The sequence below is a fragment of the Halomonas huangheensis genome, assembly GCF_001431725.1.
GTDB classification, from domain to species: Bacteria; Pseudomonadota; Gammaproteobacteria; order Pseudomonadales; family Halomonadaceae; genus Halomonas; species Halomonas huangheensis.
In genome coordinates this window covers 4,402,877-4,422,925 of sequence record NZ_CP013106.1, presented here as the reverse complement: position 1 = coordinate 4,422,925, position 20,049 = coordinate 4,402,877, and the positions used below count along the sequence as shown (strand labels likewise).

Sequence of the window (20,049 nt, the reverse complement as noted above, 5' to 3'; positions counted from 1 at the left end):
CCTGCTCTGTTCGCGCTGCTCCTTCGTCTCGGCGATCGGCGTGACCCTGCCGGGCTGTGCCTGCAAGGACTGGAGTGAATACCATGACTGATGTGGCTGATGCCCTGGCGCTGATTCAGCGCGGAACCCACGAAATTCTGCTCGAGGACGAGCTGAAGAAGAAGCTCGAGTCCGGGCGCAAACTGCGTATCAAGGCGGGCTTCGACCCCACCGCGCCTGACTTGCACCTCGGTCACAGCGTGCTGTTGACTAAAATGCGTCAGTTTCAGGACCTTGGTCATCAAGTGATCTTCCTGATCGGAGACTTTACCGGCCGTATTGGTGACCCCACCGGTAAGAATGTCACCCGCAAACCGTTGACCGAGGAAGAGGTCAAGGCCAATGCCCAGACCTACAGGGAGCAGGTGTTCAAGATCCTCGATCCCGACAAGACCGAAGTGCGCTTCAACGCCGAGTGGTTCTCGAAGATGAGTGCCGCTGACATGATTGAATTGGCTGGTCAGACGACCGTGGCGCGTATGCTTGAGCGCGACGACTTCGAGAAGCGCTATAGAAGTAGTCAGCCGATATCGTTGCATGAGTTTCTCTATCCGCTGGTCCAGGGCTATGACTCCGTGGCGCTGGAAGCCGACGTGGAGCTGGGCGGCACCGATCAGAAGTTCAACCTGTTGATGGGGCGTGAGGTGCAGAAGCACTTTGGTCAGGAGGCGCAGGTTGTCATTACTATGCCATTGCTCGAAGGTCTCGACGGTGTGCAGAAGATGTCCAAGTCGTTGGGCAACTATATAGGTGTCGACGATGCCCCGGGTGTGATGTTCAACAAGCTGGTCTCGATGCCGGACTCCTTGATGTGGCGTTACTTCGAACTGCTGTCGCTCAAGGGCAATGACGAGATCGAGGACCTCAAGCAGCGCATCGGGCGTGGTGACAACCCTCGTGATATCAAGATGGAACTGGCGCGCGAACTGATTGCTCGTTACCACGGCGAAGACGCTGCCGAGAATGCTCACCGCAGCGCTGGCAACCAGCTGGCCGAGGGTGAGCTTCCGGAAGACCTGCCGGAAGTGGAGGTCGACTTCGAAGGTGCCGAACAGGCCCCCATCGCTGCAGTGCTCAATCGGTCAGGCCTGGCCAACAATAGTGCCCAGGCCAAGGACATGCTGGGTAACGGTCGGGTCAAGGTCGATGGTGTAGTGATTGCCAAGGATCATATGCTGACTGCTGGTCAGAGCTACGTTATTCAGGCGGGCAAGAAGCGCTACGCCCGAGTGATGGTTAAATAAGCTACGAGCTGCAAGAGGAAAGAGGGCGGCTCTGCGGTGCTCGCCGCCCATCGTTCGTGGCTTTCGGAAGTTTCTGAAACTTTTTTACAGAAGCCTCTTGCAGACCTCGGTCCAAATCCGTAAAGTACGCATCCGCTGCTGGCGACGAGCAAACGTCGCAAGCGGTGAAGAGGGGTAGAAGTAGCTGATTTGAAAAGACTTTTTGAAAATCGCTGCTTGACATTCTCACCGGATTCGGTAGAATGCGCCTCCATCGAATCGGGATCACTCAGTCGCATCGAGCGATCACGGATCGCACCTCGGGTTCGAGGCCTGGTTGTCCAGTGGGCATCAGGATCGAACGGAAAAAAGAGGTTGACGAAATCCACCGGTTCTGTAGAATACGCCTTCCTCGCAGGGCACTTCGCTTCGGTCTTCAAGGTCAGCGAAGTAAGTCGCAAGACAGCGAGACGCTCCACTCTTCGAGAGTCCGGAGCCGCTCTTTAAAAAATTGATCAGGTAATTCATGTGGGCGCTTGCCGATGAGTCAGTGATGTAGTCACTGAAATATCAAGGCAAGCGACTCGTCAAAGGTCTTAGGATCTTTTTGAGAACGTTTGAACCTTGAGCCAGGTTTGGTGCAGCCAATGCACTATCAGATTTTTCAACTGAAGAGTTTGATCATGGCTCAGATTGAACGCTGGCGGCAGGCCTAACACATGCAAGTCGAGCGGAAACGATGGAAGCTTGCTTCCAGGCGTCGAGCGGCGGACGGGTGAGTAATGCATAGGAATCTGCCCGATAGTGGGGGATAACCTGGGGAAACTCAGGCTAATACCGCATACGTCCTACGGGAGAAAGCAGGGGATCTTCGGACCTTGCGCTATCGGATGAGCCTATGTCGGATTAGCTTGTTGGTGGGGTAATGGCCTACCAAGGCGACGATCCGTAGCTGGTCTGAGAGGATGATCAGCCACATCGGGACTGAGACACGGCCCGAACTCCTACGGGAGGCAGCAGTGGGGAATATTGGACAATGGGCGAAAGCCTGATCCAGCCATGCCGCGTGTGTGAAGAAGGCTTTCGGGTTGTAAAGCACTTTCAGTGAGGAAGAACGCCTCTGGATTAATACTCTGGAGGAAAGACATCACTCACAGAAGAAGCACCGGCTAACTCCGTGCCAGCAGCCGCGGTAATACGGAGGGTGCGAGCGTTAATCGGAATTACTGGGCGTAAAGCGCGCGTAGGTGGCTTGATAAGCCGGTTGTGAAAGCCCCGGGCTCAACCTGGGAACGGCATCCGGAACTGTCAGGCTAGAGTGCAGGAGAGGAAGGTAGAATTCCCGGTGTAGCGGTGAAATGCGTAGAGATCGGGAGGAATACCAGTGGCGAAGGCGGCCTTCTGGACTGACACTGACACTGAGGTGCGAAAGCGTGGGTAGCAAACAGGATTAGATACCCTGGTAGTCCACGCCGTAAACGATGTCGACTAGCCGTTGGGCTCCTTGAGAGCTTTGTGGCGCAGTTAACGCGATAAGTCGACCGCCTGGGGAGTACGGCCGCAAGGTTAAAACTCAAATGAATTGACGGGGGCCCGCACAAGCGGTGGAGCATGTGGTTTAATTCGATGCAACGCGAAGAACCTTACCTACCCTTGACATCGAGAGAACTTTCCAGAGATGGATTGGTGCCTTCGGGAACTCTCAGACAGGTGCTGCATGGCTGTCGTCAGCTCGTGTTGTGAAATGTTGGGTTAAGTCCCGTAACGAGCGCAACCCTTGTCCCTATTTGCCAGCGATTCGGTCGGGAACTCTAGGGAGACTGCCGGTGACAAACCGGAGGAAGGTGGGGACGACGTCAAGTCATCATGGCCCTTACGGGTAGGGCTACACACGTGCTACAATGGCCGGTACAAAGGGTTGCGAAGCCGCGAGGTGGAGCTAATCCCGAAAAGCCGGTCTCAGTCCGGATCGGAGTCTGCAACTCGACTCCGTGAAGTCGGAATCGCTAGTAATCGTGAATCAGAATGTCACGGTGAATACGTTCCCGGGCCTTGTACACACCGCCCGTCACACCATGGGAGTGGACTGCACCAGAAGTGGTTAGCTTAACCTTCGGGGGAGCGATCACCACGGTGTGGTTCATGACTGGGGTGAAGTCGTAACAAGGTAGCCGTAGGGGAACCTGCGGCTGGATCACCTCCTTAATCGACAAGTCACTGACTGTCGGTAAGTGCTCACAATGAATTACCTGATCAAGATAGAGCAATGATTGTTTGGGTCTGTAGCTCGGTTGGTTGGAGCGTGCCCCCCTGACCTTGTATGGAAAGGAGGGTAAGGTCGGCAAGCCGACACGAAAGCAGGCTTGGTGATCATCAAGGTGCCGGGTCTGTAGCTCAGTTGGTTAGAGCGCACCCCTGATAAGGGTGAGGTCGGCAGTTCAAATCTGCCCAGACCCACCAATTTCGTCGAAATACTGCGTTGCACCGATGCTTGCATAGTGAGCTATGCGGCGTATCGCTGCGCCTGGTCTTCAACGAAATTACCCTTGCCCATGGGGCCATAGCTCAGCTGGGAGAGCGCCTGCCTTGCACGCAGGAGGTCAGCGGTTCGATCCCGCTTGGCTCCACCAAATTTCCATCAGAAGTAACATTCTGTTGGGGTGAAGAGTTTAGCTGGGAGAGCGCCTGCCTTGCACGCAGGAGGTCGCGCCGGGGTCGCGCACGACTTCGATCCCGCTTGGCTCCACCAAAATCTTCCTGATCGCCGTGTTGAAGCCTCACTCGTTTATGAAAATAAACGTCGTGAATCTTCGTCGTGCGACAGAAAGATTTACCTGATCAACAGTCATTGTAGTGAATTCTAAGTTGTGTGCTTTGCATAAAGCCTACCACTTAGAGTTTCGGCTCTATTGCTCTTTAACAATGTAGATCATGCTGACAAGTCCCTTTTCTTCGGAAAAGGGCAAGTGATACGTCTCAAGCGTATCCGGCAATTGTCGTGCATCATCGATTGACAGACCCCTTGGGGTTATATGGTCAAGCGATGAAGCGCATACGGTGGATGCCTAGGCAGTCAGAGGCGATGAAAGACGTGGAAGCCTGCGATAAGGTTCGGCGAGGTGGCAAACAACCTGTGACCCGGACATTTCTGAATGGGGAAACCCACCCAACACAAGTTGGGTATCCCACACTGAATACATAGGTGTTGGGAGGCGAACCGGGGGAACTGAAACATCTAAGTACCCCGAGGAAAAGAAATCAACCGAGATTCCCCCAGTAGCGGCGAGCGACCGGGGACCAGCCCTTAAGCAACACGACCGGTAGGTGAACAGACTGGGAAGTCTGGCCATAGTGGGTGATAGCCCCGTAACCGAAACCCGAGTGTTGTGAAATCGAGTAGGTCGAGGCACGTGAAACCTTGACTGAACATGGGGGGACCATCCTCCAAGGCTAAATACTCCTGACTGACCGATAGTGAACCAGTACCGTGAGGGAAAGGCGAAAAGAACCCCGGAGAGGGGAGTGAAATAGATCCTGAAACCGTATGCGTACAAGCAGTGGGAGCAGACTCGTTCTGTGACCGCGTACCTTTTGTATAATGGGTCAGCGACTTATTTTCAGTGGCGAGCTTAACCGTATAGGGGAGGCGTAGGGAAACCGAGTCTTAACTGGGCGACCAGTCGCTGGAAATAGACCCGAAACCGGGCGATCTATCCATGAGCAGGTTGAAGGTTGAGTAACATCAACTGGAGGACCGAACCAGGATCTGTTGAAAAAGATTTGGATGACTTGTGGATCGGAGTGAAAGGCTAATCAAGCCCGGAGATAGCTGGTTCTCCTCGAAAGCTATTTAGGTAGCGCCTCACGTATCACCGCCGGGGGTAGAGCACTGTTTCGGCTAGGGGGTCATCCCGACTTACCAACCCGAGGCAAACTCCGAATACCGGTGAGTGCAAGCGTGGGAGACACACAGCGGGTGCTAACGTCCGTTGTGAAAAGGGAAACAACCCAGACCGTCAGCTAAGGCCCCGAAATCCTGGTTAAGTGGGAAACGATGTGGGAAGGCTTAGACAGCTAGGAGGTTGGCTTAGAAGCAGCCATCCTTTAAAGAAAGCGTAATAGCTCACTAGTCGAGTCGGCCTGCGCGGAAGATGTAACGGGGCTCAAACCAGGTGCCGAAGCTACGGGTTCGCCGAATGGCGAGCGGTAGAGGAGCGTCGTGTAAGCCGATGAAGGTGGATTGAGAAGTCTGCTGGAGGTATCACGAGTGCGAATGCTGACATGAGTAACGACAAGGGGAGTGAAAAACTCCCCCGCCGGAAGACCAAGGGTTTCTGTTCGACGCTAATCGGAGCAGAGTGAGTCGGCCCCTAAGGCGAGGCCGAAAGGCGTAGTCGATGGGAAACGGGTCAATATTCCCGTACCTCACAGTATTGCGATGGGGGGACGAAGAAGGCTAGGTGAGCCAGGCGTTGGTTGTCCTGGTGAAAGCTTGTAGGCCAGTGATTCAGGTAAATCCGGATCACTCTCTTCATGGAGAAGGCCGAGAAGCGAGACGAACTGACTACGGTCAGGAAGTCATCGATGCCACGCTTCCAGGAAAAGCCTCTAAGCTTCAGATACTGTGGGACCGTACCCCAAACCGACACAGGTGGTCAGGTAGAGAATACCAAGGCGCTTGAGAGAACTCGGGTGAAGGAACTAGGCAAAATGGTGCCGTAACTTCGGGAGAAGGCACGCCGCATCAGGGTGAAGGAACTTGCTTCCGGAGCCCGAAGCGGTCGAAGATACCAGGTGGCTGCAACTGTTTATTAAAAACACAGCACTCTGCAAACGCGCAAGCGGACGTATAGGGTGTGACGCCTGCCCGGTGCCGGAAGGTTAAGTGATGGTGTTAGGTTCGCCGAAGCTCCTGATCGAAGCCCCGGTAAACGGCGGCCGTAACTATAACGGTCCTAAGGTAGCGAAATTCCTTGTCGGGTAAGTTCCGACCTGCACGAATGGCGTAATGATGGCCACGCTGTCTCCACCCGAGACTCAGTGAAATTGAAATCGCAGTGAAGATGCTGTGTACCCGCGGCTAGACGGAAAGACCCCGTGAACCTTTACTACAGCTTCACACTGGACGCTGATGTTGCCTGTGTAGGATAGCTGGGAGGCTTTGAAACCCTGTCGCTAGATGGGGTGGAGCCAACCTTGAAATACCAGCCTGGCATCATTGGCGTTCTAACTCAGGACCGTTATCCGGTTCGAGGACCGTGTGTGGTGGGTAGTTTGACTGGGGCGGTCTCCTCCCAAAGAGTAACGGAGGAGCACGAAGGTACCCTCAGCACGGTTGGAAATCGTGCATTGAGTGCAAGAGCATAAGGGTGCTTGACTGCGAGACAGACACGTCGAGCAGGTACGAAAGTAGGTTCTAGTGATCCGGTGGTTCTGTATGGAAGGGCCATCGCTCAACGGATAAAAGGTACTCCGGGGATAACAGGCTGATACCGCCCAAGAGTTCACATCGACGGCGGTGTTTGGCACCTCGATGTCGGCTCATCACATCCTGGGGCTGAAGTCGGTCCCAAGGGTATGGCTGTTCGCCATTTAAAGTGGTACGCGAGCTGGGTTTAGAACGTCGTGAGACAGTTCGGTCCCTATCTGCCGTGGGCGTTGGAGATTTGAGAAGTGCTGCTCCTAGTACGAGAGGACCGGAGTGGACGTACCTCTGGTGTTCCGGTTGTCACGCCAGTGGCATCGCCGGGTAGCTATGTACGGACGGGATAACCGCTGAAAGCATCTAAGCGGGAAGCCCCCTTCAAGATGAGATCTCCCTGAGGCCTTGAGCCTCCTGAAGGACCCAGCAAGACCAGCTGGTTGATAGGCCGGGTGTGGAAGCGCTGCAAGGCGTTGAGCTAACCGGTACTAATGGTCCGTGAGGCTTGACCATATAACACCCAAGTGGTTTTGGTCGATGACGCACGACAGGACATTGACGGATACGACGAGACGTATCAGATCGGCATGATCTACACCCTTTTCGCCTGACGACCATAGCGAGTGTGAACCACCTGATCCCTTGCCGAACTCAGTAGTGAAACCGCTCAGCGCCGATGGTAGTGTGGGGTCTCCCCATGTGAGAGTAGGTCATCGTCAGGCATTTATTAGAAGGACCCCGATTATCGAGAGATGATCGGGGTTTTTCGCATCCATGGGGAGACCCCGCTTTTTATAGGTGGGGCCGCGCAAGCGCGGTCCGGCCACGAGGCAAGCCTCGCGGCGTTCGCCCACCCTCGCAGCCGTGCTGCGAACCCCCGGGTGGTCTCACCCCCATGTGAGAGCATGCATTGATACAGCAAACCGTACTCACGAAGAACCCCGATTATCGAGAGATGATCGGGGTTCTTCGTATCCGGGGTTGGCATTGCAGCATGGCGATCACCATGCTGCTCGTAGCTCGTAGCTCGTAGCTCGTAGCTCGTAGCTCGTAGCTCGTAGCTCGTAGCTCGTAGCTCGTAGCTCTTGGAGACCTGCTCCGGTGCATCCGAAGTGCGCCAGAGGGACGGAATATGGATGAAAAAAGCCCCGGCACAGGCCGGGGCTAAAACAGAGACTCATCGCGGGACACATTACTTTCTTGATGAGGGGGCCGCCATCGGATATTTCCGATGTCTGCGTAGGAGTGCTCCTGCCATAGCAGGCTCTACTCATGTATCTGCCGACTGTCCGGTGGTGCCTGGTCGCGCTGTGCAAGTCCATAGTCGCGTAGCACTTGAGCGACTCGCAGCCGGTAGTCGGTGAAGACTCTTCTTCGCCCCTGATTCTGCGCTGCTCGATGCTGTTCCAGACAACGCCATTGTTGAATGGCTTGCTCGTCACGCCAGAACGACAATGACAGCACCTTGCCGGGGGATGTCAGGCTCTCGAAACGTTCGATGGAAATGAAACCATCGATCTCACTCAACAGCGGCTTCAGCTCGGCGGCAATATCGAAGTACTGCTGTCGGCGCTGGGGGTGCGGTTGTGCCTCGAAGATGACGGCGATCATGGCGCCTCCTGAGAAGTGTGGGATGGTGTCACCGGCGCCTGGTGCGCCTGTCTCGCGGACACCAGACGGTGAGATTGACGGAATAACGGGATACGGGCATTGGGTGAGGCCTGGTAGTGCCACTGCAGCTGCTCCGGCTGGATCCTGCCGAACTGGAGCAGCAGTTGCGCGGTAGTCGTCGCGATGATTGTGGCAACGCTCTCACCGGGACATTGATGAGGGCCAATACCAAAACTGAAACAGCGGCGTTCCGTCCGCCCGAGGATAAAGCGTTCACCGTCCTCATTGGCTTCACTATCGCGATTGGCGGATGCCAGCAACAGAATGACAGTGTCTCCGCTGCGGAGCCTGTTTCCCAACAGTTCACACTCCTCGGCAATAAAGCGCCGTGTGAGCTGTATTGGCGCGTCGAAACGGGCCACTTCATCCACTACTTCTCCCAATGCTACATGCCCTTGTCGCACTCGCTTCAGCAGCGCTGGACGCTGTGCCAGAGTGACCAGGGTATTGCCGACGAGCCCTGCTGTTGCTTCGTGGCTTTGCAGCAGAAGCCCGGCCAGGTTGGCTGCCATCTTTGGTGTAGCGATACGGGAGCCAGCTTCCCGATTGGTATCGGGTCGGATGAGTGGCTCGGGCTCCTGTTGAGTGCTCAACTGCTGCGTAAATATCCACATCAGTTCCTGAGCCGCCAGGTGAGCACGCTGAATCGCAGGGCCGTCGGCTTCCATCGCCATGCCTGCGGCCAGGTCTGCGGTGAGTGTCGGTAGCCGATGACCGAGATTCGGGCGGACTCCGAGCAGGCGAGCGACCACGGCTACTGGTACATGGAACATTGCTCTGTCCAGCTCGAGGTGGCCATCTGCTTCCAGTACTGCAGTGCAGACTCGACGAGTTTCCCTACTGATTTCCAGGGCTGAACAATCTTGAAGCGATGGTGCCAGTGCCTGTCGTGGGCACCGATGATCGAGACCCTCATTCATGCGCATCAACAGCGAGAAGAGTATCGCTGCTGGCCCTTGTCCCAGTGGCGGGGGAGTGGGCTGATCGAGGGGGCGAACTCGGCTCTGGGAATGGGTGAGTAGCATGGTCACGGCATGGGCAGTAGTTCCTGTCCAGCAGCGGCTGGGCCGGTGATATATCAGGTCGCCTTGCTGGCGGAGGCTGGCGTACCACGGATAGGGGTTGGCATGACCGGGGGCATCCATTGGCATCATGTGCATATCCTCGGTGGTGAATGACGATGCCCCAGGTATACTGGGTTTGTGACCTGCACACTTCGATGTGGAGCGAAATATGGATGCAATAGAGTCTGGCGATATCGGTGTCTCGAAAGTCGCGGCAGCCATTGCTGAACCGGCACGCACCAGAATGCTGTGCGCGCTGATGGATGGGCATGCTCGTACCAGCACCGAGCTGGCGGCAATTGCCGAGGTCAGCCCCTCAACCGCGAGTGCCCACCTCGCCAGACTAAAGTCGCTGACATTGGTGAATCTGCATGTGCAGGGGCGACACCGCTACTATTCGCTGGCGGATCGCCGGGTGGCAACGGTGCTGGAGGGGTTGATGGTCATTGGGCAGGATCAGCGTCCAACCTTTACTTCCAACGCGCCGTCACGCCTGCGCCTGGCGCGCACCTGCTATGACCATATGGCCGGACGTGTTGCCGTGGATATCCATGATGCAGGAGTGCAGTTGGGCTGGTGGCGTGAGCAGCAGGGGCAGGATTATTGCCTTGGTGAATGCGGTGAGCGTGGCCTGGCCGAGTTGGGTATTGATGTACCGCGGTTGCGCGAGGCAAGACGAAAATTCGCGTATCCCTGCCTGGACTGGAGTATGCGTCGCATGCATCTCGGCGGTGCGTTGGGGGCAGCGATACTGGATATGGCAATCAAACGCCAGTGGATGAGGCGTGACCTGGAGGGGCGGGGGCTCAGCGTAACTCGAGCAGGGCGGCAGGCCTTCGCCCGTCATCTGGGGTGTGATACGCGTGAGTGGCAGTAGCGAATTCTAGAGAGCCTTGTTGTCCAGTGGACGGCCCTCGGCAAAGGCCTCGAGGCTGTCGAGGGTGGTGTTGGCAATTTCCTGCAGCGCTTCGCGGGTAAAGAAGCCCTGGTGACCGGTAACCAGCACATTGGGAAAGCTGATCAAGCGGGCGAAGACATCATCCAACTGGATGCTGTCGCTCAGGTCGCGAAAGAACAGCTCCGATTCCTGTTCGTAGACGTCGAGGCCCAGGTAGCCAAGCTTACGGCTCTTGAGGGCCTCGATACAGGCGTGGGTATCGATAAGTGCGCCGCGGCTGGTGTTGATCAACATCACACCGTCCTTCATCTGCGCGAACTGCGCCTCACCGATGAGGTGGAAGGTGGCATCGTTCAACGGGCAATGCAGAGAGATGATATCGCTTTCCGCGAGTAGCTGGGCCAGCTCGACCTGTTCGAAATCCCCTTGCTGTGGCTGAGTATCGCTGACCAGTACACGGCAACCAAACCCTACCAGTATCTTCGCCAGAGCTCGGCCGATCTGGCCACCACCGATGATGCCGGCGGTCTTGCCGTACAGGTTGAAGCCCAGCAAGCCATTGAGATCGAAATTGTCCTCTCGCACACGATTGTAGGCCTTGTGGGTCCTGCGGCTCAGGGTCAGGATCAGCGCTACGCAATGCTCAGCGACAGCTTCGGGGCTATAGGCTGGCACTCGACAGACCTGGATGCCCAGTCGCCGCGCGGTCTCCAGGTCAACATTGTTGAACCCCGCACAGCGCAGTGCCACCAGACGCACACCGACCACGGCCAGGCGCTCCAGCACGGTGCGGTTGAGCTCGTCGTTGACGAACACGCAGACCGCATCGAGGCCCTGGCATAGCGTGACCGTGCGCGGCGTCAGCGTCTGTTCGAAATGGGTAATATTGACGTCAGCGCGGGCCTGCTGCGGAAAGAAGGCGCGCTCGTACTTCTGCGAACTGAAGAATCCCACCTTGATCATGATTATCGCCCCGGTGATGGCTTTGAGAGATCTCGTTACCGGTTACTGGATACCACAGCTCGGTGAATTCAGGTCAGCGCTGATCGTTTGTTCATGTGCTGAGTCAGGGTGTTGTCGCATAGAGCTCGATGGGGGTGCCATCGGGGTCGGCGAAGAAGGTGAAGCGTGCACCGGTGAACTCATCGGTGCGAATCGGCTCCAGCTCAACACCTCGTGAGGCCAACAGTTCGACGCAACGATCCAGATCTGTCGTGGCCAGTGCGAGATGTCGCAGGCCACAGGCTTCAGGATAACTGGGGCGAGGAGGTGGAGACGGAAAGGAGAACAGCTCCAGTTGTATGCCGCCAGGGAGCGCCAGGTCGAGCTTGTAGCTGTCACGCTCCTCACGATAGACCTCGTTGAGAACATTGGCGCCGAGGATTTCCACATAGAAATGCCGAGAGCGTAGATAGTCCGCGGTAATCAGAGCCACGTGATGGATATGGCTTAGAGGCAAAGGGGATGTCATGAATACTCCAGCTGTCAGTTCCCGGGGGAGTTGGTGGACTCCCCCGGTTGATGGGGTCGTGATCAGGGCAGGAGTTCCGTGAGGACCTCGATCAAACTGTCCATTTCATCATCGGTACCGACAGTGATGCGCAGGTAATCCCGCAATGCCTCGGTATTGAAGTGGCGCACCAGAATGCCTCGCTCGCGCAGTTCGACGAACAGCTGTGCCACGTCTTGATCGGAGTGAGTGGCCAGCAGGAAGTTGGTCTGCGATGGCAACACCTGGAAGCCCAGCTCGGTCAGGCGCAGCCGTGCGCGCTCACGGGTAGCCATCACGGCCTGGCGTGTGGCGTTGAAGTAATCCTCGTCTTCCAGTGCTGCAATACCAATGGCGCTGGCGAGCGCATCCACGGGATAGGAATTGAACGAGTCCTTGACCCGAACCATGCCTTCGATAAGCTCCGGTGAGCCGACCGCATAGCCAAGACGCAGTCCCGCGAGGCTGCGTGATTTGGAGAAGGTGCCGGTAACCAGCAGGTTGGGATAACGCTCCACCAGCGGCACCGCGCTTTCACCACCGAAGTCGACATAGGCCTCATCAACCAGAACCACACGATCGGTGACCTTGTCGAGCAGCGCGGCAATGGCTTCACGGCCGTGGCCGTGGCCGGTGGGGGCATTGGGATTGGCGAAGACCACACCGCCGCTATCGGCACTCAGAGCCTCGAGATTGACTTGCCAGCGTTCATCGAGAGGGTGGACCTGACTATCGATGCCGTACATGCGACAGTAAACTGGATAGAAGCTGTAGGATATGTCCGGAATAGCCAGTGGTTTCTGCTGGCGAAAGAAGGCCTGAAAGGCCAGCGCAAGGACTTCATCCGACCCATTGCCGACGAATACCCGCTCAACCTCGGTATCCAGCGTCCGCGCGAGTGCCTGGCGTAGTGCCGTGGATGTGGGGTCCGGGTAGAGGCGCAGGTGGTCGGCACTGAATTCACGCAACACCTTCTCGACGCCAGGCGATGGTGGGTAGGGGTTCTCGTTGGTATTCAGCTTGATCAACCGTTCACGAGGCTGCTCGCCCGGGACATAGGGCGTCAGCTCCCGTACGGCGGGACTCCACAACTTGCTCATGGGCACTCGCTTGCAGGGGGTGGGGGAAGTCTGTCTATCGGCATGGTGACGTGCGCTGCTGCAGGGCGCAAGTCATCGACATATTGTGCCTGCATAACCAATTGATTTTTCTTCTTACGTTGCCGGAATTTGGCTTCAAGAAAATGCTTTTCAATAACAAGTGAGTCACTGGATGATCGCCAAGATTCTCGCCACCCTGCTGCCGGTATTCCTGATTTCCGGTGCCGGTACCCTGTATGGCTATTTCCGTCGCCCGGATATTCGCAGTCTCAATACCCTGAACATGGAATTGTTCGTGCCGCTGCTGGTATTTGCGGTGCTGGCCGACGGTCAGGCGCCGTTGGCGGAATATGGTTTGTTGGCGTTGTCGGCAGCCATCATCGTGCTGGGTTCAGGGCTGCTGGTGTGGCCGGTGGTGAAGTGGCTCAAACTCGAGCCAGGAACTTTCGTGCCACCGATGATGTTCAACAATTCCGGCAACATGGGAGTTCCACTGCTGGTGCTTGCCTTCGGGGAGCAGGCGCTACCGGCGGCCATCGTGTTGTTCATTGTCGAGATGCTGCTGCATTTCTCGCTGGGCGTGAAGATGCTCAGCCCGCATACTCCGCTGTGGCGGCTGCTGCGGATGCCGATTCTGCTGGCCAGCTTTGCCGGGCTGGTGGTCAACCTCAGCGGTATCGCCTTGCCGGGTTGGTTGCTGGAGGCGTTGCACATGCTGGGTGGTGTCTGTATCCCACTGCTGCTGTTTGCGTTGGGCGTGCGGATGCTCGATATTGATTTCGGTGACTGGAAGACAGGATTGCTGGGTGCTGTGCTCTGCCCGTTGTCGGGGCTGGTGCTGGCATGGCCTCTGGTCATGATATTCGAGCTTGAGGGCCTCAAGGCAGCCTCACTCTGGGTATTTGCCGCCTTGCCTCCGGCGGTGCTCAATTACCTGGTCGCGGAGCAGTACCGCCAGCAACCACAATCGGTGGCGTCGCTGGTGCTGATCGGCAACCTGGGTAGTTTGATCATCATGCCGGTGGTATTGGGGCTGATTTTCGCGCATGTGATGCCATCCATCGGATAGTCGGGGCTGGGCGAGAGCCGACAGGAAGGTTATGCTGTCCGCCAGGCTGCCGTAATGCGCGGCTCCATGCTCAATGGTTAGGAGGACTCGTATGCAACTCAGGACATTGCTGGCTGGATCGGCCATGCTCGCCCTTTTGGCAGGCTGTGCGTCTGGCCCGAGCGATACGGCCAGCACTGGTGAGGCCATGGAAGCCAGTGCCGTGACCTACAAGGGAACACTGCCGTGCCGTAATTGTGACGGTATTGATTTGACCGTTGCCATGGAAGGCGAAGAGCAGAGCTCGGCTACGGATCGTACTTTCGACCTATCCGCAGCCTATCGTAACCATCCGCAGAACCCGCCGACCGAGACGTATAGCGGTAACTGGGAAGTGCTCACTGGTTCAGCGGACAACCCCGATGCGACGGTCTACGAGCTGACTCCGAGTGGAGAAGGTCAGACCTATTACTTCCTGCGCCTTGATCCGCAGACTCTGGAGCTGATCGATCCGCAGCGTCGTCGTTTCCAGAACAACAGCATGTTGCAACTGACTCGCCAGTAATTCCCGGCGCAGATCAGACACAGGGCGGCCCAGCGGGCCGCCCTGTGTCTTTTCGGGTCTGGGGCGCGGGTATCTACCCCTGTAGGGAGAGTCGCACTGGACGCAGCAGGGGGACAGTGTAGGCTTGAAACGACTGATGTCCCGGGCCAGCCTTTCGGCAACGAGGGGCTCGTACTCAAGCGTCCAATTCCAGTTACCAGTCCAGGAGAAACCTGTCGATGGCCAAGGCCAGGAACGCCTTCGTCTGTACCGAGTGTGGTGCGGAATATCGTAAGTGGCAGGGCCAGTGCACCAGCTGCCAGGAGTGGAACACTCTGAGCGAGGTACGGTTGTCGGCAGCCTCACATGGATCTGGAGCCGCCACTACACGGGCAGGTTATAGCGGCAGTCTGTCACGCGAGGTAGTTGATCTCGCCAATGTCGACCTTTCCGAGGTGCCGCGCCTGTCGTCGACGTTTGCGGAGTTCGATCGTGTCCTCGGTGGTGGTCTGGTGCCTGGCTCTGCTGTACTGCTGGGCGGCAACCCCGGTGCCGGCAAGTCGACGTTGTTGCTGCAGACGGCCTGCAAACTGGCGCAGCAGCGTCGTGTGCTGTATGTCACCGGTGAGGAATCGCTGTCACAGGTCGCCATGCGTGCCCACCGCCTGCAGTTGCCGACCCAGGGGCTCAAGATGCTGGCCGAGACCAGTGTCGAAACCATTCTTGCCGTCGCCGAGCGTGAGCGCCCGGAAATTCTGGTCATTGATTCCATCCAGACCATGCACCTGGAAGATATTTCCTCGGCGCCTGGTGGTGTGGCTCAGGTGCGCGAATCTGCGGCAGCGCTGACCCGCTTTGCCAAGCAGAGCAACACGGTGTTGCTGCTGGTGGGGCACGTCACCAAGGATGGCACTCTGGCCGGCCCCAAGGTGCTGGAACACATGATCGATGCGTCGCTGCTGCTTGAAGGGGGCGCGGACTCACGCTTTCGGACCCTACGCGGCCAGAAGAATCGCTTTGGGGCGGTCAACGAGTTGGGTGTGTTCGCCATGCTCGAACATGGCATGAAGGAAGTGAAGAACCCGAGCGCTATCTTTCTGTCGCGCCAGCAGGAGCAGGCTCCGGGCAGCCTGGTGATGGTGGTCTGGGAAGGGACTCGGCCGATTCTGGTCGAGGTCCAGGCGCTGCTCGATGAGTCGGCTCTGGGCAATCCGCGTCGCATCGCAGTAGGTCTGGATACCAACCGGCTGTCGATGCTGTTGGCGGTGCTGCACCGTCATGGTGGCCTGTTCACCGGGGATCAGGATGTGTTCCTCAACGTGGTGGGCGGCGTCAAGGTGCTGGAGACCAGTGCTGACCTCGCGGTGTTGCTGGCAGTGGTCTCCAGTCTTCAGGGACGACCGCTGGCGCGTGAGCTGGTGGTGTTCGGTGAGGTGGGGCTGTCCGGTGAGATCCGTCCGGTACCCAGTGGTCAGGAGCGGATCATCGAGGCGGCCAAGCATGGTTTCACACGTGCCATTGTGCCACGCGGCAATGTTCCCAAGACGACGCCCGCAGGCATGGATGTGGTGGCGGTGGACAAGCTGGCGGATGCACTGGACGCACTGTAGATCACGAGACCGCGTCGGACACGCCGCTCGGACGGCCTCGCTGGTGTAGAATGGCGACAATCACTGCAAGGAGATTTTCATGAGCGCGATCCGCCTGACGCAATACAGCCATGGTGCCGGTTGTGGTTGCAAGATTGCTCCCGATGTTCTCGACAGCATTCTCGCCAAGGCCGGTCCTGGGGCGAGCCATTCCAGCTTGATTGTCGGTAATCAGGGCCGTGAGGACGCTGCGGTATTCGATCTGGGCGATGGCCGCGGCATGATTTCGACCACCGACTTCTTCATGCCGATTGTCGATGATCCCTTCGATTTCGGACGTATCGCGGCAACCAACGCTATCAGTGATGTCTACGCCATGGGCGGCGATCCGGTGATGGCATTGGCTATCCTCGGTTGGCCGCTGGACAAGCTTGGGCCCGAGGTGGCCGGTGACGTAGTGGCAGGTGCTCAGGCGGTGTGTCGTGAGCTGGGGCTGGCGTTGGCTGGTGGGCACTCGATTGATGCGCCGGAGCCGATCTTTGGCCTGTCGGTCAACGGACTGGTGGAACTCAAGCATCTCAAACTCAACAAGGGCGCCATGCCCGGCGATCTGCTCTATCTGACCAAGCCGTTGGGGGTTGGCCTGCTGACGACCGCAGAAAAGCAGGGATTGCTGGAAGCCGGCCATCAAGGTCTGGCGCGCGAGACCATGCTGATTTCCAACCGTATTGGCGCTGCGATGGCTAGAGTCGAAGGGGTGCACGCCATGACTGATGTCACCGGCTTCGGTCTTGCCGGGCATCTGAGTGAGGTCTGTGCGGCCAGTGGCGTAGCGGCTCGGGTCGATTTCCGTCGCCTACCGCGCCTTGCCGAAGCCGAGGCTTATCGTCGTCAGGGTGCGGTGCCGGGGGGCACGCGGCGTAATCGCCAGGCGCTGGGCGCTAGCCTGCCGCCGATGGACGATGCCCACTGGCAGTGGCTGTGTGACCCACAGACTTCCGGTGGTCTGCTGCTCTCGGTACACCCTTCCTGGCAGGATGATGTCGAGCGTATCGGCCGCGAGCATGGCATAGCGCTGGCCCCCTTCGGCGAAGTGGTCAAGGCCGACGGCAAGGCGCTCATCGAGGTGCATGGATGAGTCTACCGCTGGTTCCTGCGGATCTCGCGCTGTTGCGGGAAGGGCACCCACTGATCGATGTCCGGGCTCCGGTTGAGTTCGCACAGGGTGGTCTACCGGGTGCCATCAACCTTCCTTTGATGGAGAACGAGGAGCGGCGTCGAGTCGGTATCGCTTACAAGGAGCATGGCCAGGCGTCAGCGATCCGCCTCGGTGAGTCGCTGGTCAGCGGAGAGATCAAGGCTGCGCGGGTTGCTGCCTGGCGCGAGCAGTTGGAGAAGACTCCAGATGCCATCATCTATTGCTTCCGGGGTGGGCTGCGCTCGCAGATCGCTCAACAGTGGCTGCTGGATAGCGGTATCGAACGACCACGCATCCAGGGGGGCTGGAAGGCCATGCGCCAGGGGCTGCTGGCGCATATCGATGCAGCCGCCGCTCAGCCGTTGTTGGTGGTGGGCGGTTTGACCGGATGTGCCAAGACATCGTTGGTTCAGACCCTGGACGGCGGCCTGGATCTGGAAGGCTGTGCTCGACACAAGGGCTCGGCCTTCGGTCGTCATCCACTGGTCGCGCCGGCACAGATCGATTTCGAGCATGACATGGGGCAGCGTCTGTTGTCGCTATCTGGGCCGCTGGTGGTCGAGGATGAGTCGCGCCAGATCGGCAGCTCCAACATTCCCCTGACATTCTGGCGGGCCATGGAACGCGCGCCTCGAATTCGGGTCGAGATGCCGCTGGATTGGCGACTGCAGCAGATTCACAAGGATTATATCGACGACCTGTGGACCATCTACCGCCAGCAGTTTGGTGACTGGCTGGGCTGGACCCTGATGCGCAAGCAGCTTTCCAGTGCATTGGGAAGGCTCCGGAAACGTCTGGGCAGTGAGCGGCTGGCGCGCCTGAATCGCCTGCAGCAGCTTGCCTTCCGTGAGCATGAGCGCGGCAACCGCCAGGCCCATGAAGCCTGGCTGGCGCCACTACTCACCGAATACTATGACCCCATGTATCGTTACCAGCTCGAGAAACATGCAGAGCAGCATTTTCTGCATGTCGGAGACTGGGACAGCTGCCTGGTGGCTGCTCGCCAATGGAGTGATGAGCATTGCCAGCCTGAAGTTCGGGGTCAGGTCGCAGCTGCGGTGCGTAGCCACTGACTGAGCACACGATCGAGCAACGGTGCGAGTTCGTCGACGTGATGGGCCTCGGCGAGAATGGCTTCGGAGGACTGCACCCACGGACTGTCGTCATATCCTGCTGGTGCCGGTACTGATTCCACCTGCGCGGCGAGGCTCTGGCGATGATGGTGTAGTTGGCAGGCCAGACCGACCACTCGCCCCGCGTCCCAGGCAAAGCCCAGCACCGGACTGGTTTCACTGCCACCCAGTGGCAGGGCATCATCGGGAAGCCCGAAGACCTGCCGATGCCACAGCAGCGCAGTAAAGTCGTCGGGAAGGTCAAAGGAACTATCGCTGGCGAGGTTGATATGCTGCCAGCCGACTTCGGCATTGGTGCCATGGCCGACAGGAGCGCCGAGCAGCTCGGCAATGCGTAATGCCCCTGTGCCGATGCCCAGCAGTGGTTTCTGACCGTCCAGTGCCTGGTCGATCAGCTTGCGCTCGGCACGCGACCAGGACTGCTGTTCGTTGTCCTCGTGATCATCGAGTACGATCAGAGCATCACAGTCACTGATGCGTGGTACCAGCTCTCTCTGGTGAAGGTGGAAGATGGTGTAGCTGTGACCCATGCTGGTCAGCCAGTCGGCGATGCGTGCAGGGCCCTGATGAGGTTGATGCTGAAGCATGTGAATATGCATATGGGCCTCGCGTGTCATGTCAGGCGGCATCCAGGCCGGCCCGAGTGAAAATGCTGCAATAGCGAAAGGTTACATGAATTCTCTTGTCCGAGAACAGATCCTGACCATCATCGCGGCGATACCGCAGGGACGGGTCACCAGCTATGGCCGTATCGCCCGGATGACCGATGGTGCGAGTGCCAGAATGGTGGCCAGAGCCCTGCGCGAGCTGCCGGATGGCCATGAGTTACCCTGGTTTCGCGTCGTTACCGCGTCGCGAAAACTCGCCGACCACGGTGGTGCCGATGAACAGCGCCGGCTGCTGATGGATGAGGGCGTTGTCTTCGATCAGCGCGGACGCATCGCCGCAGAACGTTTCTGGCCCTGAGGGCTGCCGTTTGCGAGGACAGGTTTTCCCAGGCACAGACTTCTTCGAAAACAGGCTTTTCCATAAAACAGGTACTGTCATGACCAAGCGTGGATTTCACGAACGCCTGCAAGCGTTGTCACTGTCCCGCCAGCAGGCCTTCATGGCGGCGCTGACGGAACGCATGCTGCCCAACTACGCACTGTACAACGATACCACCGGCCAGGGTGACCCTGGCGGAATACGCGCCATTCTCGACCTGGTGTGGGAGCAGTTGCTGGTCAAGGGGGCGAAGATCGATTTCGAGCGTCAGGTGGAGAAGCTTGCCGAGATGGAGCCTCCGGCGGAAGACGATAGCTTTGGCGCACGCCGTGCGACAGATGCAGTGGTGGCAATATCAGCGATCCTCGATACCTTGCGTGGCGAGGCTCCGGACGCGGTGCTTGAGGTCAGCCGGGTATCAAGAGCCGCGGTGCGTGCCTTCATCGAGCTTACCGAGGGTGAAGAAGATGGCGAGACACTGGCAAGAATGGTCAAGCAACATCCGCTGATGGAGGACGAGAATGACTTCCAGGATGCGGTGCTGGAAGGCGTCGAAGGCGACTTCCAGCGTGAGGACATCAAGGCATTGCGCAAATTGGGGCGCAACGGGGGCATCAGCAATCTTGGGTTAACTCTGGATTGAT

At 58.0% G+C, this 20,049-nt stretch carries 15 protein-coding genes, 2 tRNA genes and 3 rRNA genes; 14 read left to right on the top strand and 6 right to left on the bottom strand.

The window, feature by feature from the left end; translation table 11 throughout:
- The first annotated feature begins 83 nt into the window (after positions 1-83).
- From tyrS to rrf, 6 genes are all read left to right on the top strand, one after another.
- On the top strand, positions 84-1,283 hold the full coding sequence (tyrS, locus tag AR456_RS19155; RefSeq protein WP_021819201.1) for a tyrosine--tRNA ligase: 1,200 nt from the start codon (positions 84-86) through the stop codon (positions 1,281-1,283).
- Between the two features lie 644 nt (positions 1,284-1,927).
- Positions 1,928-3,467 (top strand): 16S ribosomal RNA (locus tag AR456_RS19150).
- Between the two features lie 178 nt (positions 3,468-3,645).
- A tRNA-Ile gene (locus AR456_RS19145) sits at positions 3,646-3,722 on the top strand.
- A 94-nt stretch (positions 3,723-3,816) separates the two neighbouring features.
- Positions 3,817-3,892, top strand: a tRNA-Ala gene (locus tag AR456_RS19140).
- 404 nt (positions 3,893-4,296) lie between these two features.
- Positions 4,297-7,197, top strand: a 23S ribosomal RNA gene (locus tag AR456_RS19135).
- A gap of 93 nt (positions 7,198-7,290) precedes the next feature.
- Positions 7,291-7,406 (top strand): 5S ribosomal RNA (gene rrf, locus AR456_RS19130).
- Together the 16S, 23S and 5S rRNA genes with 2 tRNA genes alongside form the textbook arrangement of a ribosomal RNA operon.
- 544 nt (positions 7,407-7,950) lie before the next feature.
- Here the strand turns inward: rrf and AR456_RS19125 are convergent.
- On the bottom strand, positions 7,951-8,295 hold the full coding sequence (locus tag AR456_RS19125) for an antibiotic biosynthesis monooxygenase family protein (protein ID WP_021819033.1): 345 nt from the start codon (positions 8,293-8,295) through the stop codon (positions 7,951-7,953).
- On the bottom strand, positions 8,292-9,509 hold the full coding sequence (locus tag AR456_RS19120) for a cytochrome P450 (RefSeq protein ID WP_021819032.1): 1,218 nt from the start codon (positions 9,507-9,509) through the stop codon (positions 8,292-8,294). Before AR456_RS19120 ends, AR456_RS19125 begins: the two co-directional genes overlap by 4 nt.
- Before the next feature lie 79 nt (positions 9,510-9,588).
- Between AR456_RS19120 and AR456_RS19115 the strand changes: the two genes are divergently transcribed.
- Positions 9,589-10,296, top strand: coding sequence for an ArsR/SmtB family transcription factor (locus AR456_RS19115; protein WP_021819031.1), 708 nt, complete (start codon positions 9,589-9,591; stop codon positions 10,294-10,296).
- A gap of 6 nt (positions 10,297-10,302) precedes the next feature.
- Here AR456_RS19115 and AR456_RS19110 read toward each other — a convergent pair whose 3' ends face one another.
- The 3 genes from AR456_RS19110 to hisC all read right to left on the bottom strand — a co-directional run bounded on the left by AR456_RS19110 (position 10,303) and on the right by hisC (position 12,906).
- The gene (locus AR456_RS19110; RefSeq protein WP_021819030.1) at positions 10,303-11,280 is read right to left on the bottom strand and encodes a 2-hydroxyacid dehydrogenase; all 978 of its coding nucleotides are present in this window, start codon (positions 11,278-11,280) and stop codon (positions 10,303-10,305) included.
- 103 nt (positions 11,281-11,383) lie between these two features.
- Positions 11,384-11,788 carry an SMU1112c/YaeR family gloxylase I-like metalloprotein gene (gloA2, locus tag AR456_RS19105; RefSeq protein ID WP_021819029.1) on the bottom strand — a complete coding sequence of 135 codons (405 nt, stop codon included), beginning with the start codon at positions 11,786-11,788 and terminating at the stop codon, positions 11,384-11,386.
- 62 nt (positions 11,789-11,850) lie between these two features.
- Positions 11,851-12,906: a histidinol-phosphate transaminase gene (gene hisC / locus AR456_RS19100; RefSeq protein WP_021819028.1), complete on the bottom strand. Its 1,056-nt coding sequence runs from the start codon at positions 12,904-12,906 to the stop codon at positions 11,851-11,853.
- A gap of 172 nt (positions 12,907-13,078) precedes the next feature.
- Between hisC and AR456_RS19095 the strand changes: the two genes are divergently transcribed.
- The 5 genes from AR456_RS19095 (at position 13,079) to mnmH (ending at position 18,358) form a co-directional block, all read left to right on the top strand.
- The gene (locus AR456_RS19095; RefSeq protein ID WP_021819027.1) at positions 13,079-13,975 is read left to right on the top strand and encodes an AEC family transporter; all 897 of its coding nucleotides are present in this window, start codon (positions 13,079-13,081) and stop codon (positions 13,973-13,975) included.
- Between the two features lie 91 nt (positions 13,976-14,066).
- Positions 14,067-14,519, top strand: coding sequence for a copper resistance protein NlpE N-terminal domain-containing protein (locus AR456_RS19090; RefSeq protein ID WP_021819026.1), 453 nt, complete (start codon positions 14,067-14,069; stop codon positions 14,517-14,519).
- 218 nt (positions 14,520-14,737) lie between these two features.
- Positions 14,738-16,108, top strand: a complete 1,371-nt coding sequence (gene radA, locus AR456_RS19085) for a DNA repair protein RadA (RefSeq protein WP_021819025.1) — start codon at positions 14,738-14,740, stop codon at positions 16,106-16,108.
- Positions 16,109-16,187: 79 nt separating this feature from the next.
- Entirely contained in the window at positions 16,188-17,225 is a 1,038-nt protein-coding gene (selD, locus tag AR456_RS19080; protein WP_021819024.1) for a selenide, water dikinase SelD, read from the top strand.
- On the top strand, positions 17,222-18,358 hold the full coding sequence (gene mnmH, locus AR456_RS19075) for a tRNA 2-selenouridine(34) synthase MnmH (protein WP_021819023.1): 1,137 nt from the start codon (positions 17,222-17,224) through the stop codon (positions 18,356-18,358). Before selD ends, mnmH begins: the two co-directional genes overlap by 4 nt.
- Here mnmH and AR456_RS19070 read toward each other — a convergent pair.
- Positions 18,328-19,035 (bottom strand): type 1 glutamine amidotransferase, encoded by a 708-nt coding sequence (locus tag AR456_RS19070; RefSeq protein WP_021819022.1) that lies wholly within the window; start codon positions 19,033-19,035, stop codon positions 18,328-18,330. The two genes, mnmH and AR456_RS19070, sit on opposite strands and share 31 nt — an antisense overlap.
- Positions 19,036-19,090: 55 nt before the next feature.
- Here AR456_RS19070 and AR456_RS19065 point away from each other — a divergent pair, with 55 nt between their 5' ends.
- Positions 19,091-19,384, top strand: a complete 294-nt coding sequence (locus tag AR456_RS19065; protein WP_021819021.1) for an MGMT family protein — start codon at positions 19,091-19,093, stop codon at positions 19,382-19,384.
- A gap of 79 nt (positions 19,385-19,463) precedes the next feature.
- Positions 19,464-20,048 (top strand): YjaG family protein, encoded by a 585-nt coding sequence (locus AR456_RS19060; RefSeq protein WP_021819020.1) that lies wholly within the window; start codon positions 19,464-19,466, stop codon positions 20,046-20,048.
- The last annotated feature ends 1 nt before the right edge of the window (position 20,049 follow it).